Origin of the sequence: Sphingomonas sp. (assembly GCF_031361285.1) — a bacterium.
In the GTDB taxonomy this organism is placed as follows: domain Bacteria; phylum Pseudomonadota; class Alphaproteobacteria; order Sphingomonadales; family Sphingomonadaceae; genus Sphingomicrobium.
Genome location: NZ_JANMCO010000036.1, coordinates 46,023 through 60,827 on the forward strand (window position 1 = coordinate 46,023; position 14,805 = coordinate 60,827).

The 14,805-nt window shown below is 64.3% G+C and carries 13 protein-coding genes and 1 pseudogene; 3 read left to right on the forward strand and 11 right to left on the reverse strand.

From position 1 onward, the window contains the following. Positions 1-21 precede the first annotated feature (21 nt). Both hemA and murI read right to left on the reverse strand, forming a co-directional pair. A complete protein-coding gene (hemA, locus tag RMO25_RS03630) occupies positions 22-1,236 on the reverse strand; it encodes a 5-aminolevulinate synthase (protein ID WP_309661242.1) in 1,215 nt (404 codons plus the stop codon). A gap of 82 nt (positions 1,237-1,318) precedes the next feature. Next, positions 1,319-2,110: a glutamate racemase gene (gene murI / locus RMO25_RS03635; RefSeq protein ID WP_309661243.1), complete on the reverse strand. Its 792-nt coding sequence runs from the start codon at positions 2,108-2,110 to the stop codon at positions 1,319-1,321. Between the two features lie 82 nt (positions 2,111-2,192). Between murI and plsY the strand changes: the two genes are divergently transcribed. Further along, positions 2,193-2,783: a glycerol-3-phosphate 1-O-acyltransferase PlsY gene (gene plsY / locus RMO25_RS03640; protein ID WP_309661244.1), complete on the forward strand. Its 591-nt coding sequence runs from the start codon at positions 2,193-2,195 to the stop codon at positions 2,781-2,783. Further along, the gene (gene dprA, locus RMO25_RS03645; protein WP_309661245.1) at positions 2,780-3,859 is read left to right on the forward strand and encodes a DNA-processing protein DprA; all 1,080 of its coding nucleotides are present in this window, start codon (positions 2,780-2,782) and stop codon (positions 3,857-3,859) included. The genes plsY and dprA overlap by 4 nt, the downstream gene beginning before the upstream one ends. Here dprA and RMO25_RS03650 read toward each other — a convergent pair. Beyond that, a complete protein-coding gene (locus tag RMO25_RS03650) occupies positions 3,846-4,361 on the reverse strand; it encodes a GNAT family N-acetyltransferase (RefSeq protein ID WP_309661246.1) in 516 nt (171 codons plus the stop codon). The two genes, dprA and RMO25_RS03650, sit on opposite strands and share 14 nt — an antisense overlap. A 98-nt stretch (positions 4,362-4,459) precedes the next feature. On the opposite strand from RMO25_RS03650, the gene topA reads away from it, so the two are divergent. After that, positions 4,460-6,940, forward strand: a complete 2,481-nt coding sequence (gene topA, locus RMO25_RS03655; protein ID WP_309661247.1) for a type I DNA topoisomerase — start codon at positions 4,460-4,462, stop codon at positions 6,938-6,940. Positions 6,941-6,944: 4 nt separating this feature from the next. Here topA and RMO25_RS03660 read toward each other — a convergent pair whose 3' ends face one another. From RMO25_RS03660 to RMO25_RS03695, 8 genes and pseudogenes are all read right to left on the reverse strand, one after another. After that, on the reverse strand, positions 6,945-7,862 hold the full coding sequence (locus tag RMO25_RS03660) for a hypothetical protein (RefSeq protein WP_309661248.1): 918 nt from the start codon (positions 7,860-7,862) through the stop codon (positions 6,945-6,947). A gap of 124 nt (positions 7,863-7,986) precedes the next feature. Then, positions 7,987-8,460: an Lrp/AsnC family transcriptional regulator gene (locus tag RMO25_RS03665; RefSeq protein ID WP_309661249.1), complete on the reverse strand. Its 474-nt coding sequence runs from the start codon at positions 8,458-8,460 to the stop codon at positions 7,987-7,989. Continuing rightward, positions 8,444-9,217 carry a HesA/MoeB/ThiF family protein gene (locus RMO25_RS03670; protein WP_309661250.1) on the reverse strand — a complete coding sequence of 258 codons (774 nt, stop codon included), beginning with the start codon at positions 9,215-9,217 and terminating at the stop codon, positions 8,444-8,446. The genes RMO25_RS03665 and RMO25_RS03670 overlap by 17 nt, the downstream gene beginning before the upstream one ends. Beyond that, on the reverse strand, positions 9,214-9,651 hold the full coding sequence (dut, locus tag RMO25_RS03675; RefSeq protein ID WP_309661251.1) for a dUTP diphosphatase: 438 nt from the start codon (positions 9,649-9,651) through the stop codon (positions 9,214-9,216). Before dut ends, RMO25_RS03670 begins: the two co-directional genes overlap by 4 nt. Next, positions 9,648-10,822 (reverse strand): annotated as a pseudogene (coaBC, locus tag RMO25_RS03680) (bifunctional phosphopantothenoylcysteine decarboxylase/phosphopantothenate--cysteine ligase CoaBC). The gene dut and the pseudogene coaBC overlap by 4 nt, the downstream one beginning before the upstream one ends. A gap of 10 nt (positions 10,823-10,832) precedes the next feature. Next, entirely contained in the window at positions 10,833-12,455 is a 1,623-nt protein-coding gene (locus RMO25_RS03685; RefSeq protein WP_309661252.1) for a DUF885 family protein, read from the reverse strand. Between the two features lie 75 nt (positions 12,456-12,530). Then, a complete protein-coding gene (gene ubiB / locus RMO25_RS03690; protein ID WP_309661253.1) occupies positions 12,531-14,060 on the reverse strand; it encodes a 2-polyprenylphenol 6-hydroxylase in 1,530 nt (509 codons plus the stop codon). After that, positions 14,057-14,788, reverse strand: coding sequence for a class I SAM-dependent methyltransferase (locus tag RMO25_RS03695; RefSeq protein ID WP_309661254.1), 732 nt, complete (start codon positions 14,786-14,788; stop codon positions 14,057-14,059). The genes ubiB and RMO25_RS03695 overlap by 4 nt, the downstream gene beginning before the upstream one ends. Between the last annotated feature and the right edge of the window lie 17 nt (positions 14,789-14,805).

Genomic DNA, 14,805 nt, shown 5'->3' on the forward strand with positions numbered 1-14,805 from the left:
TGCCGCTAGGATTCGCCAGCCTCAGGCGGCGAGTTTGAGTTCCAACCGATCCCAGATTTCAACCAGTGCCTTGGTCAGCTCGTCCATCATTGCCGCCGTGTGACAGGGCCCCGGCGTAAAGCGCAAGCGCTCGGTACCGCGGGGAACGGTCGGGTAATTGATCGGCTGGACGTACAAACCGTATTCGGCGAGCAAGATGTCGCTTATCCGTTTGGCCTTGACCGGGCAGCCGACCAGCAGCGGCACGATGTGGGTGACGCTGGGCATCAGTGGCAGGGTCGCGGCGGCGAACTTGGACTTGAGTGTGGCGGCCATCGCCTGCTGCGTGTCGCGCTCGGCCGACGATTGCTTCAAATGGCGTACGCTTGCCAGCGCGCCGGCAACCAATACCGGCGAAAGCGAGGTGGTGAAGATGAATCCGGGCGCATAGCTGCGAATGCAATCGACGATGTTGCGGTCGGCCGCGATATAGCCGCCCATCACGCCGAACGCTTTGCCCAGCGTGCCTTCGATCAGGGTGATGCGGTGGGCGACGCCGTCGCGCTCGGAAATGCCGCCGCCATGTTCCCCGTACATGCCGACCGCGTGGACTTCGTCGAGATAGGTCAGCGCGCCGTAGCGGTCTGCCAGGTCGCAGATGCTGGCGATTGGGGCAATGTCGCCGTCCATCGAATAGACGCTCTCGAAGGCGATCAGTTTGGGCGCGTCGGGGTCCTCGGCGGCGAGCAATTGCTCAAGATGGTCGAGGTCATTGTGGCGGAAGAGGCGCTTCTCGCAGCCCGAATTCTTGATGCCAGCGATCATCGACGCATGGTTCAGTTCGTCGGAAAAAATCACGCAGCCAGGCAGCAATTTGCCGAGCGTCGACAGCGCCGCCTCGTTCGACACATAGCCCGACGTGAACAGCAACGCGCCTTCCTTGGCGTGCAGCGAGGCCAGCTCGGCCTCGAGGTCGACGTGGTAATGGGTGTTGCCGCCGATGTTGCGGGTGCCGCCCGAACCAGCGCCGACATCGTGCAGCGCGCCTTCCATCGCCTCGACCACGGACGGATGCTGACCCATGCCGAGATAGTCGTTGGAACACCACACAATGATCGGCTTGGGACCGTTGTGGCCGGCAAAGCAGCGGGCGTCGGGGAACGAGCCCTTGGTCCGCAAGATATCGATGAACACGCGATAGCGGCCCTCGTCGTGAAGGCGCTCGATCGCGGACCTGAAGATGCGGTCGTAATCCAACTGTTTCGAAGCTTCCCTGGCTCTTCTCGCGCCCCTTAGCTCTGCAGAGCTGGCAATTCCATTGCGAACGACTCGCAACAGGTCACGGCGTGCGGACGTCTTCAAGGCCAAATCTGGCGAGCGAATGGAGCAACGGTCCGCCGGGCGCGGCGCCGGTGAACAATGCGATGCCGGGAGATGGCTCAGACGGCCACGACTGATCGCGCGTCAAAAAAGCGATGCGGCGGGCGATGCCGGGTCCGCCGTCGGTTAGCGCTACACCGGGGAAAGCGGCGCGAAGCTCCTCGTCGAGCAATGGGAAATGCGTACAAGCGAGGACGACGACATCGATCTCGCGGGCGCGTTCCGCGTCGAACAACGGCTGCACGGCGGCGCGAACCGCCTCGACGCTGACCGCCACGCCGGCGAGCTTGGCCTCGGCCAGTTCGACCAGTTCGGGCGAGCCGTGGCGGATCACCGTGCAATCGGCGGCGAAACGGGCGGCGAGGTCGTCGACATAGGGCTGGCGAACGGTGGCCTGGGTCCCGAGCACGCCGATGACACGGCTCTTGGACATTTCGGACGCGGGCTTGATCGCCGGGACCGTGCCAACTACCGGCAAGTCGAGGGCAGCGCGGACCGTGGTGAGGGCGATGGTCGAGGCCGTGTTGCACGCGATCACCACCAGTCGAGGGTGGAAGCGCTCAACGACGGGTGCAAGCAGGGCCGGCACTCGCTTCGCAATGTCCGCTTCGCTGCGCGCGCCGTACGGAAAGCCGGCGCTGTCGGCGAAGTAGACGATCGGCGCGTTGGGCAGCAGCGCGCGCGTCGGCTGCAGCACCGTCAATCCGCCGACGCCGGAATCGAAAAATAATAGGGGAGCGGCGGGATCCATGGAGCGCGTTTGGCGTGGTGGTCGGTCCGCGGCAAGAGCGGGATTGTTGCGGAGCGGCTCGATTTGCTACGAAAGTCGCTTCATGGCTCCTGAACTCCTCTATGCATTGCTCCTCGGCTATCTGTTCGGGTCGATCCCGTTTGGGCTGTTGTTGACCCGTTTCGCGGGCAAAGGCGATGTGCGCGATGTCGGATCGGGCAGTATTGGCGCAACCAACGTTCTGCGTGCCGGAGGCAAGGGTCTTGCCGCCGCGACATTGGTCCTCGACTGCGTGAAAGCGACCGCCGTAATTCTGCTGGTGCGCAGATTGTGGCCGGGGGCCGAAAGCTTTGCCGCCGCCGGAGCGCTGATTGGCCACCTCTACCCGATTTGGCTGAAGTTCCGGGGCGGCAAGGGGGTTGCGACGCTGCTTGGTATTTTGATCCCGCTGCTGCCGATAGCAGCGCTGGTGTACGCGGTGGTCTGGCTTGGCGTGCTGGTCATCGTCCGCATCTCGTCGGTCGCCGGAATTACGGCTGCCGCCAGTGCACCCATCACCGCCGCCATTCTTGACCAAGAAACTTACTTCCCAATGCTGCTCGGTTTCGCCCTGCTCGTCTTCTGGAAACACCGGACGAACATCGTCCGCCTGCGGGCGGGAACCGAGCCTCGCATTGGGAAGGGAAAAGTTTGAGCGACGATCTGATCGATCGGTTGCGGCTGGTTCGCTCGCCGGGCATCGGCCCGATTACCTACCGGCAATTGCTGGCGCGCTTCGGCGATGCCGCGGCGGCGCTGGCAGCGGTGCCCGATTTGGCCCGGCGCGGCGGCGGACGTTCCCCCAACCTGTTCAACCGCGGCGATGCCGAGCGCGAGATCGCCAGGGTCGAGACGCTTGGCGCGCGCTATTTGATTCTCGGGCAGGGGCTTTATCCGCGCTTGTTAAGCGAGATGGACGATGCGCCGCCCTTGCTGATGGCCAAAGGTCAGCTCGGGCTGCTCGAGCGGTTTGCTGTAGCGATCGTCGGGGCGCGCAATGCGTCGGCGGCGGCGTGCCGCTTTGCTCGCGGGCTGGCGCATGGGCTCGGCCAGCAGGGCGCAGTTGTGGTTTCAGGCCTTGCCCGCGGTATCGACAGCGCCGCCCATGACGGTTCGCTCGACAGCGGCACGATCGGCATCGTCGCCGGCGGCATCGACATCTTCTACCCGCCCGAAAATCAGGAACGGCAAAAAGCAATTTTCGAGCACGGCCTGGTATTGGCTGAAATGCCGCCCGGCACCGAACCGAGAGCGAGGCACTTCCCGTACCGCAACCGGATCATTGCCGGGATCAGCGCGGGCACAGTTGTCATCGAAGCGGCGCCGCGTTCGGGCTCGTTGATCACAGCGCGTTTGGCGGCGGAGGCCGGGCGGGAGGTAATGGCGGTCCCGGGCTCGCCCCTCGATCCCCGGGCGCAGGGCTGCAACCAACTGATCCGGGACGGCGCGACGCTGGTTCAGTCGGCGGCCGACGTGATGGAGGCGATCCGGCCGTTCGAAGTCAAGGTCGAGTCCGCGCCGGTGCCGTACGAGGCACCCATTGCGCCCACCGAATGCGATGAATCGGCGACCCGCGCGATCGAGGAATTGCTTGGCCCAAGTCCGGTCCCTGTGGACGAGGTCATCCGCCTGTCGGGCGTTCCAAGCGGCGCGGTGCAAATGGTGCTGCTGGAGCTCGACCTCGCCGGCCGCCTCGACCGCCACGCTGGCGGCAAGGTCAGTTTGCGCTAAGCCAACTGTTGCGGTCGAGTTGCAGGTAGACACTGTCGCAGACGCCAATATGCGTGTTCCAAGTAGCGGAGGCGCGGCCGGTCTCGACGAACCCGTGATTGGATAGCAAGTGCAGCGCCGCCTCGTTGCGAGGGTCGACGTCGGCGGTCAGGAAATCAACGTTCCGGGACCGAAAAATGTGATTGAGGAAGGCCCGCATCGCTTCGGCTGCATAGCCCTGACCCCATTGGTCGGAGCGCAGGATGAACCCGATCTCGGGCAGCCGCCATGCGCCCAGTTTGCCGATCACCTCGTCGTTTACCGTAATCACGAAATCGTCGCTTTCTCCAGCAGGCGCGGAGATCATCGACTCCAGCCAACGCTCGGTCTCCGCCAAGTCCGCATGTGGCCCGGTCGACCAATAAAGCATCGCCTGCTCGTCGCAGAGCACGGCATGCATGGCGGCGAGGTCTCCGGGCAGGGCCCGGCGGAGAGTCAGGCGGTCGGCTCGAAGCTCGGTCATTCAGGCGCTTTAAGACCGAAGCTTGCCTTGCATCAACCGCCACTTGACGACCGGAATCCGAGTGTCTCACCCTATACGCGTATGCGTGAGGGCCAATTATGAAGCTTGTTGTCGTTGAATCGCCGGCCAAGGCGAAAACCATCGAGAAGTACCTGGGGCCAGGTCACCGCGTGCTGGCCAGTTACGGTCATGTCCGTGATCTGCCGCCCAAAGATGGATCGGTCGATCCAGACGATGGATTTGCGATGCTGTGGACGCCTTCGCCCGACCGCGCCAAGCAGTTGAAGGCGATCACCGACGAAGCGAAAAAGGCCGACACGCTGATCCTTGCCACCGATCCCGACCGCGAGGGCGAGGCGATCAGCTGGCACGTCCTGGAAGTGCTGCGGGCCAAGAAGGCGCTCCCGGCCAAGGTTGAGCGCGTCACCTTCAATGCCATTACCAAATCGGCGGTGACGACCGCCATGGCGCATCCTCGCGCGCTCGATGAGGATCTGATCGACGCCTACCGCGCCCGCCGCGCGCTCGATTATCTGGTCGGTTTCACGCTGTCGCCGATCCTGTGGCGCAAGCTGCCGGGCGCAAAATCGGCGGGCCGGGTGCAGTCGGTGGCGCTCAGACTGATCGTTGACCGCGAGCGCGAGATCGAGTTGTTCAAGTCGCAGGAATATTGGTCGGTCCATGCGACCTTCGAAGCCGACGGTCAGCATTTTATTGCCCGCCTTGCTCAACTCGACGGCAAGAAGCTCGACCGGCTGTCGATCGGCAACCAGGGCGACGCCGACGCGGCAAAAACGGTGGTCGAGGCGGGGCACTTCACGGTCGCGTCGGTCGAAACCAAGCCGTTCGGGCGCAACCCGCCGCCGCCGTTCACAACCTCGACTCTGCAGCAAGAGGCGGCGCGCAAGCTGGGCTTCGCGGCCAGCCACACGATGCGCGTCGCCCAGTCGCTCTACGAGGACGGGCTGATCACCTACATGCGGACCGACGGCGTCGACATGGCGCCCGAAGCGGTCAGCGATGCGCGCCGCGCGATCGCCAACCGCTATGACGCCGGCTACGTCCCCGACAAGCCACGCCACTACACCACCAAGGTCAAGAACGCGCAGGAAGCGCACGAGGCGATCCGCCCAACCGACTTCGGCAATGCTTCCGCCGCGAGCGGTGACCACGCGCGGCTCTACACCCTGGTCTACAACCGCGCGCTGGCGAGCCAGATGGCCTCGGCCAGGCTCGAGCGCACGACCATCGATTTGACCGACGGCGCCGGGCGCGCGGCGCTGCGGGCGAGCGGGCAGGTGGTGCTGTTCCCCGGTTTCCTCGCGCTCTACGAAGAAGGCCGCGACGAGCAGCCGGATGACGAGGACGCGGCACTGATGCCGGCGCTGCGCAGAGGCGACGCCCCGGCCAAGACCGGAGTCGAGGCAACCCAGCATTTCACCCAGCCGCCGCCGCGCTATTCCGAAGCGAGCCTGGTCAAGCGGCTCGAGGAACTCGGCATCGGCCGGCCGTCGACCTACGCGGCGACACTGCAGACCCTGAAGGACCGCGAATATGTGCGGGTCGACAAGGCCCGCTTCGTGCCCGAGGAGAGCGGTCGCCTGGTCACTGCATTCCTCGAGCGCTTCTTCGAACGCTATGTGAGCTACGATTACACCGCTGAGCTCGAAGAGGGGCTCGACGACGTCTCCGGCGGGCGAGCCGGCTGGCAGGATCTGCTCGCCGCCTTCTGGCGCGACTTCAAGCCGCTGGCCGGCGAAGTGATGGAGCAAAAGCCCTCCGAGATCACCGCCGCGCTCGACGAATTCCTTGCGCCGTGGCTCTACCCGGTGCGCGAGGATGGCTCCGACCCGCGCCTATGCCCGGCGTGCGGCAACGGGCGAGTGTCGCTGCGCGGAGGCACATTCGGTGCGTTCGTCGCCTGCTCCAATTATCCCGAATGCCGCTTCACGCAGAAGTTCGGGCAAGCGGCGGCCGGCGACGGGGCTAGCGAGGGACCAACCGAACTCGGCAATGGCATTACGCTGCGGACCGGCCGCTTCGGTCCCTATGTCCAGCAGGGCGAGGACAAGGACGCCAAGCGCGCGTCGCTGCCCAAGGACGTTTCAGCCGACGGGCTGACGCTCGAATGGGCGGAGAAACTGCTGTCGCTGCCGCGGACCATTGGCCCGCACCCCGAAACCGGGAACCCAATCAGCGCCTCGATCGGCCGTTATGGCCCGTATCTGCTCCACGACGGCAAATATGCGCGCTTGAGCACAACCGCGGAAGTATTCGAGACCGGCATGAACGCCGCGGTTGCCAAGCTCGCCGATGCCGCTTCGGGCGCCGGTAAGCGGGGCGGGCCGCGCGAGCCGATCGCCGTTCTTGGCCTGCACCCAACCAGCGGCAAGGAGATCAAGGTGTTGGAAGGGCGTTATGGTCCGTACGTCAGCGACGGAACCACCCATGCGACTTTGCCCAAGACCAGCGATCCGAAGTCGGTGACGATCGAACAGGCGGTCGAATGGATCGACGCCAAGGCAGAAAAGGGCCCCGCGAAAAGGGGTTCTCGCGGGGCCCGTCGCCGAAAAGCCTGAGACGCTATTCGGCGATGTAGCGCCAGGGCGCTTGGGGCGATACCCTGTGCCACACTGTGAAGAACGGAATTGTTGCTAATTGTTCGGGCGGAGGAGGCGTGAGCGGTCGAATAAACCCCCAGGTGACGCCCAGATCTCCGCTCGACGCGACCATCGTTCCTTGGTCTGGCGCCCAGATGACGGGACTTTTGGGGTCAGGCGGCATTCCACCTCCGATTGCCAAATTGCCGAACGTGAAGTCGGGACCCTGGCCCATGTTCATTGCATCTTGCGAGCCGAATTCGACGAATGCGGGGCCCAGTCCGATCAGCTGCGCCCGATCGGAAAACGCCGTCTCGGTTGCCGCCAGGCTGGCGCGATGGGCTTCAATCACCGCCGGATTATTTGTCGGCGGCAACATTTGCGACGGCAATGCCGCCGGTCGAAGCTCGGTCCGAACATCGCCGGTTGGACTGCCCGCGCGCTTGTAGGCCGCGACGCGCCAGCCATCGGCGCCACTGATCCAGTAAGCGAGGTATTTGGCGCGCCGATCCGGCTTGCCGTCCTCGCGGATGGTCATGAAGCCAATAGTGAAGCCTTGTGTGCCGTCGGCCGATACACCCGCTCGAACCGGGGCCCACTGCGCTTTCGCGGCGACGTTGGCCGGGTTCGCGGCAAGCGCCGCGGTAGCCGCCGCCTTGCCAGTGGCGAAGGTTCCGGTCGGCAAGGGCATGACGATTGCATCGTCGAACATGGCCGGCAGAGCTGTGGCGATTGGCTGATCCGCAGCCTGCGAGGAGAATGCGCGGTCTACCGCGAGCAACTTATCCGCAACCGCCTGCGGATCCTGAAGCTCGGCGATCGGCGCGGGAGGCTTGCCAGCGCAACCGGCAAGCGTTGGAACCGCAACCGCAAGTACAAGCGCCGCCAATTTCATGGACATCCCCAAGTCCAAAGTCCGAAGTTTGAATCTATCGAATTGGGGCGTTGAAACCATGCGTTCTTAAACAGTGCGGCCCGATTTTGGGGTCAGGATGAAAGTTTTCCGACACATTTCCATGACGATGCTAAGGTGCAGGTTGTATAGCCGCGTCGGCAAAGAAGTAGCGCTTGTCCAACTCGGTCGACAGGATGACGGCGGTCTTGGTATCGCCGTAGTGGGTGAATTCCGCCAGCAGCCTGGTCAACGCGGCATTGTCGGCCACGCGCACGATCAGCACCAGCAAAGTCGGTCCGGTAACCCGGTAGCAGCACTGCACCGCTGGGTGGCTGTTGATGGCCGTAACCGCCCGCTCGTCATCGTTGCTGCGCGGCTGGAATTCGATAATCGCCGAAATCGGCAGACCGACCCGGGCGGGGTCGATATCGACCGTAAATCCCTTGATCACCCCGATATCGCGCAACCTGGCGATCCGTTCCGCGACTGTCGGCGCGGACAGGCTGGTCAGGCGCGCAATCTCCGAATTAGCGCGTCGTCCATCGAGTTCCAGAAGGGCGAGGATCTCGCGGTCTTTGGCATCCAGGTCATGCAGTCGCCGCATTGATTCCCCCACACGTTCTGCATTTGCCGTCTTTGGGCAGCGCGATTGAACGCCAGCTTAGCGCGGTCGCGTCCAGCACAAACAGCTTGCCGGCCGCATCATCACCGATTTTCAGGAGCGACCGCAAGGCAATCAGTGCGGCAAGGTGGCCGACCGCACCGGTCAATGCACCAAGCACGCCCAATTCGGCGCAATTGTCGCAATCGTCGCGGTCGAAGGCATCGCCGACGAAACAGCGATAGCAAGGCTGGCCTGCTTCCCAGCCACGCAATAGCGCGATTTGTCCCTGAAATTGCGCGGCGGCCGCTGAAACCAGCGGAATCTCCAATGCGACGCAGGCCTGGTTGACCGTCAGGCGGGTGGCGAAATTGTCGCTTCCATCGAGCACTATGTCATGGTCTGCGAGTAACTCTCGCGCATTGTCGTCGATTATTCGACAATTGACCGGTTTGGCTTCGACGAATGAGTTGAGATTGCGCGAAAAGCCCGCAGCGGCTGTGGCTTTTCCTTCGCCAACCTGATCCTCGCGATAAATCAGCTGGCGGTGCAGGTTGGACAGCTCGATCAGATCGTCGTCGATGATCGTCAGCCGGCCGATGCCGGCGGCGGCCAGCGCCGGGATGGCCGCACTGCCGATCGCGCCCGCGCCGACCAGAGCGATGCGCGTCGTCTTTAATATGCGCTGGCCCGGCCCCCCGATCTGCGGCAGCACGATGTGCCGGGCATAGCGCTCGAGCTCGGAGTCGCTGAGGCTCATCTGCCAGTGGAACCGAAGCCGCCGCTCCCGCGGGCGGTCTCGGCAAGGCTCATCTCTTCCGTAAACTGCGCCCGAAGCACCGGCGCCGGAACCAACTGGGCGATCCGTTCGCCGCGAGCGACTGCAAATCGCTCGGCGCCCAAGTTGATCAGGATCACCTTTACTTCGCCGCGATAATCGCTGTCGATCGTGCCGGGGGTGTTGAGACAGGTAATGCCGTGCCGGATCGCCAGGCCGGATCGCGGCCGGACCTGGACCTCGTAGCCAGGCGGGATCTCGATCGCGAAGCCGGTGGTGAAGGCGTGCCGGGCGCCGGGCTCAAGCGTCAGTTCCTCGGCCGAAGCAATGTCGAGCCCGGCCGCGTCCTCGGTCGCATATTTGGGTAGCGGCAGGCCGTCGCCATGAGGCAGGCGGTTCAACTTGATCTCGATCATCCGATTTCCTTCGCGATCCGCTCAACCAAATGGCGCGCGACCTCGCCCTTGTCGGCTTCCGGCCAATCCTCGACTCCCTGCGCAGTGACGAGGTGAACCCGATTGTGCGTGCCGCCCATTACGCCCCCCGACACGTCATTGGCGACGATCCAGTCGGCGCGCTTGGCAATGCGCTTGGCGATCGCATTATTGACGACGTCATCGGTTTCCGCGGCAAAACCGATCAGCAATCGCGGGCGGTTGGGACTGACACCCAATTCGGCGAGGATGTCGCGGGTCGGGGTAAAATTCAGGCTCAATCGGCCCGCGGTTTTCTTAAGCTTCTGATCGGACGGCTCGACCCGCCAGTCGGCCACGGCGGCGACCATGATCGCCGCATCGCAGGGCAGGGCGCGCATCACCGCGTCGGCCATCTGCTCGGCGGTTTCGACGTCGATGCGGGTCACTCCAGCGGGCGTATCCAAAGCGACCGGACCGGCGATTAACGTCACCCGCGCGCCGGCCTCAGCGGCGGCGGCGGCGATGGCGAAACCCTGGCGTCCGGATGACCGATTGGCGATCACGCGAACCGGATCGATTGGCTCGTGGGTGGGGCCGGCGGTGACGAGTATGTGCTTGTCGTGGATGGTCACTTGGCGGTCAGAAACTCGGCGCCGAGCCAGGCCATAATCGCCGACGGCTCGGGCAGGCGCCCCGGTCCGAATTCGCCGCACGCCATGTCGCCTTCGTCGGGCTCAATGACCATGACGCCATCGGCCTTGAGCTGCGCGACATTGCGCTGGGTCGCGGGGTGCAGCCACATACGCACATTCATTGCTGGCGCGACCACCACGGGCTTGTCGGTGGCCAGCAGCAAGGTCGAGGCGAGGTCGTCGGCGACCCCGTGCGCCATCTTCGCCATCAGGTCCGCGGTCGCCGGGCAGACAAGCACGAAATCGGCCGCGCGGCTCAATTCGATATGGCCCATTTCGACCTCGTCCTTGAGGTCCCACAGGCTGGTGTAAACCGGACTCTGCGCCAGCGCTCCCAAGGTCATCGAAGTGACGAAATGCTCGCCGCCTTTGGTCAGCACAGGCGTCACCTGGTGGCCGGCCTTCTTCAAAAGCCGCACCAGTTCGAGCGACTTGTAGGCGGCAATGCCGCCGCCGACGATGAGCAGGACGCGGGCCATGCGTTTCGGCCTAGCGTTTGGGCGCCACTTCCGCCACCTCATCCTCGATGATTGCCGGTGGGACGATTCCGGAATCGAGGATTGCGGCGAAGGCGTCGCGGAACACGAACGGCATCTTTTGTTGTTCTGCGCGGTGCGCGGCTTGGGCGAGCAGCCGGTCGAGCTGGAGCTTGCCGATGATATAGCTGGGTCCGTAGCCGGGCTGGCGCAGGTACAGCAGTTGCTCAAACCCGACGAGGCGGCTCGCCGCGTCAGACCAGCCACGCGGGGTCCATGCGGCGTGAAACTTGCCGGCCTCGTCGAGCCCGATCTCGTTCGACTGGACGCGCAGCGAGGCGAGCCCGCGCGCGGCGCGGTTGGCGAGCATGATCCAGACCAGCTCGCGGCCATGCGGGATGTCGTCGTAGAGGCCGGCCTGCGCGACCAATTCCTCCATCGCCGTTGCCCAGCCTTCGGAGCGGTCCTCGAAGATGTTGAACAAGGGCGGAGTCTGTCGGATCGGGCTCGGATGCGGCTCGTGGTGCAGCCGCGCAAGTTCGATCCAGTGCGTCTGGTGGCTCGACAGGGGCAGTGGGTCGAGCGCGGTGACATGCGTGAAGAAATTGCGCTCGGCGGGCGGGGTGTAGTCGCCAAGCTGGGCAGTCAGCGCCGAGCGATAATAAGGTTGGTCGGCAATGAAGCCGGCATCGACCAGCAAGCGGTAGAGCTTCTCGTTATGCGCTTCGCCGAAGCGGCGGTAGGCGGCGGAGTCGCTGATTTCCGCGATCGGCGGCAACGCGCGGTTGCGAACTTCCTCGAGCCGGAGCGAGGCAAGCGAGCGGTCGAGCTCGCGCTGGAGCAAGGTCTGCTGCTGGTCGAAATCATAAGGGCTCAGCAGGACACGTTTGAGGTACCAGTTATAATGGTCCTTGCCGACGCCCGACGGGCCGCCGCGGCGCGGCGCTTCGGCCTTGACCCAGCGCGCGAATTCCTCGCTGGCCAGCCGGGCGTCCTGGACCGCGGCGCGCAAGCCGGGGCTGGCGCCGTCAAGGCTCGCGCTGCGCTTCCCACCGAGGTCGTTCATGACCAGCGTCCCCGCCTCGAGCTTTTCGAGCACTTCGGCCTGCTCGATGAATGCCCGGTCGCCATAGGCCCACAAATCATGTGCCTGGCTGGCGGCGAGGTTGCGTTTGGCGTCGGCAAGCAGAGCTGGCACTGCGTCCAGCAATTCCGTCAGCTTGACATCGTCGGCCGGCGTCAGCGGGTAAGTGAAATTGTGCAAATCGACATTGGGCTCGGCCGACGGGCCCTCATGCGCGGGCACGTCGCTCAATTCCGCAAACACAGTCTGGTAAAATCCGGGGTCGCGGGCCCAAGGGCGAAGCACGCGCAGGAAGAAGTCGAGCCCGTTCATCTCAGCTTCGACCAGGCGATGGTCGCCGCGTTGGGACGCACTCCAGCCCGCCGTGCCGATGGCTGCCAGACGCGCCCGAAAATCGGGCAAGCGCGCGGCCTTGGCGGTCATTGCCCGCGCCGAATAATCGGGCTTGCCGCGGACGATTCGCGGATGGTTGAACGACCGCCATTCGGCGAACAATTGCACGAGCTGCGTGTGGCCGGTGGCGGCAGGCGCGGTGGCTGCGATTGCGGGCACGGCTGTCATAGCAACCGGCGCCAAGATTGCCAGTCTGACGAAAAAACGAAGCATCTCAACACCTTTCCTATAGAATTAAACAATGATTATTAGAAATACGGCGATTGCGGCCCCGACCGCACCCGCTAGTGCGTAGCCCCACCAATAGCGCCGCTCGATGACCGCAATGGCGGGCAGCGGTGGCGGCGGCGGGGCGGCTCCGCGCGGCGGGTAATATTCGTTGATCCGTTTGATGAGTTGCGGGACCAGTTTCAACGCTCGCACCGCGTCGATTATGCGGTCGGCAAGATAGGCTTCGGGGCCAAGTTCCGACCGCAGCCAGTCCTTGAGGAACGGCTCGGCGGTCTCCCACATGTTGATGTCGGGATCGAGGTTGGTGGCGACGCCTTCCTCCATCACCATGGTCTTTTGCAGCAACAGCAAGTGCGGCTGGGTCGGCATGTCGAAGTCGCGGGTGATCGCAAACAGGCTTTCGAGCATCCGCCCGACCGAGATGTCTTTGACCGGCAAGCCCCGGATCGGCTCGCCGGCGGCCCGCAATGCGGTTGCGAACTCCTCCACGTTATGATGCGGTGGCACATATTGCGCCTCGAAATGGATTTCGGCGACGCGTCGGTAATTGCCGGTGATGAGGCCGTACAGAATCTCCGCCAGCCACATCCGCGCCCGCCGGTCGATTCGCCCCATGATCCCGAAATCGATGACGGCTATCCGTCCGTCGGCCAGCGCGAACAAATTACCCTGGTGGAGGTCGGCGTGAAAAAAGCCGTCGACGACTGCCTGGCGCAGGAAAGCGCGAACTAGGATCGCGGCGAGCGCCTTACAATCGTGGCCGGCGGCGACCAGCGCCTCGCGGTCGTTCAGTTTGACCCCGTCGAGCCATTCGAGCGTCAGGACTCGCCGGGCCGTGCGTTGCCAATCAATCTCCGGAACGAAGAAGCCCGGCTCGGCGACCATATTCTCGCGCAATTCCGAGGCCGACGCAGCCTCACGCTGCAGGTCAAGTTCGCGCGCCGTCCATTGCTTGAAATGCGCCACAACTAGCCGTGGCCGCAGCCGCTCAAGCTCGCCGCCGCTATTTTCGACATGCGCGGCCGCCCATTCGTAGGTTTCGATCGCTTGCGCGAACTCCTCCTCGATGCCTGGCCGGAGCACCTTGACCGCGACGTCGTGCCCCTCGGTGGTCACGGCGCGGTGCACCTGGGCGATCGACGCGGCACCGATCGGAACTGGATCGAAGCTTGCGTACAATTGGTCGAGCGGCGTGCCGAACGCGGCTTCGATCGTCGCTTTGATCGCCGGGAAAGGAGAGGGCGGAAGGTCGTCCTGGAGCCGCGACAGATTTTCCGCCGCGCGGTCGCCGACCAGGTCAGGGCGGGTCGACAGCGCCTGGCCGAGCTTGATCGCGGCCGGGCCGATCTCCTGCAGCGCCTTGGCGTAGTCTGGTGTGGGTGGAGCCGACAGTCCGAAGCTAACGATTTTCACTAGCCGGCGGACCTGCGGCGGGGTCAGGGGATCGGCCTCGATGCCCTTCAGAGCGCCGTGGCGGGCGAGCGTCCGGCCCCATTTGAGCAGGCGCCACAGATGGGTAACCGAAGCGGTCAAATCTTCCAGCCGCTGTGGATCGCGACTAGCCCGCCGAGGATTGGTTCGAAAGCGCTGCGAGTGAAACCGGCGGCGGCGATCATTTGCCGGAACGCGTCGGGCTTGGGAAAACGGCGGATCGATTCGACCAAATAGCGATAGCTCGCTTCATCGTCGGCGACCGCCTTGCCGATGCGCGGGATGACGGCGCTCGAATAGGATTCGTAGAGTTTGGCAAACCCTGGCCAGTCGCTGGTCGAAAATTCGAGACAATAAAAGCGCCCGCCGCGGGCCAGCACGCGAAAGGCTTCGCCCAGCGCTGCATTGATATCGGTGACGTTCCGGATGCCAAACGCAATCGTGTAGGCATCAAAGCTGCGGTCGGCGACTGTCAGCTGCGCCGCGTCTTCGACCCGCCACGTGAGACCCTCGATGCCGCGCTCTTTCGATCGCTCCTGGCCGACGCCGAGCATGTCCGGATTAATGTCCGCGACGGTCACCTTGGCGCCGCGCTTGGCCATTCGGAAGGCGATGTCGCCGGTGCCACCGGCCATGTCGAGGATGCGCTCGCCCGAACGCGGTTTCACACGGGCGACGAAGCGGTTCTTCCACAGCCGATGCATGCCGCCCGACATCAGGTCGTTCATCACATCGTAGCGTCGCGCGACCGAGCTGAAGACCGCGCCGACGCGGCGGGTCTTCTCATCCGGGTCGACCAGCTCGTCGCCAAAATTGACCTTGTCGCTCATAGCGGTGCCTCTAGCGG

Bases quoted from the DNA above. Each gene is read 5' to 3' on its own strand.
- RMO25_RS03660 (WP_309661248.1), bottom strand. From the start codon at position 7,862: ATGTCCATGAAATTGGCGGCGCTTGTACTTGCGGTTGCGGTTCCAACG.
- RMO25_RS03650 (WP_309661246.1), bottom strand. From the start codon at position 4,361: ATGACCGAGCTTCGAGCCGACCGCCTGACTCTCCGCCGGGCCCTGCCC.
- murI (WP_309661243.1), bottom strand. From the start codon at position 2,110: ATGGATCCCGCCGCTCCCCTATTATTTTTCGATTCCGGCGTCGGCGGA.
- plsY (WP_309661244.1), top strand. From the start codon at position 2,193: ATGGCTCCTGAACTCCTCTATGCATTGCTCCTCGGCTATCTGTTCGGG.
- RMO25_RS03670 (WP_309661250.1), bottom strand. From the start codon at position 9,217: ATGAGCCTCAGCGACTCCGAGCTCGAGCGCTATGCCCGGCACATCGTG.
- RMO25_RS03695 (WP_309661254.1), bottom strand. From the start codon at position 14,788: ATGAGCGACAAGGTCAATTTTGGCGACGAGCTGGTCGACCCGGATGAG.
- dut (WP_309661251.1), bottom strand. From the start codon at position 9,651: ATGATCGAGATCAAGTTGAACCGCCTGCCTCATGGCGACGGCCTGCCG.
- RMO25_RS03665 (WP_309661249.1), bottom strand. From the start codon at position 8,460: ATGCGGCGACTGCATGACCTGGATGCCAAAGACCGCGAGATCCTCGCC.
- topA (WP_309661247.1), top strand. From the start codon at position 4,460: ATGAAGCTTGTTGTCGTTGAATCGCCGGCCAAGGCGAAAACCATCGAG.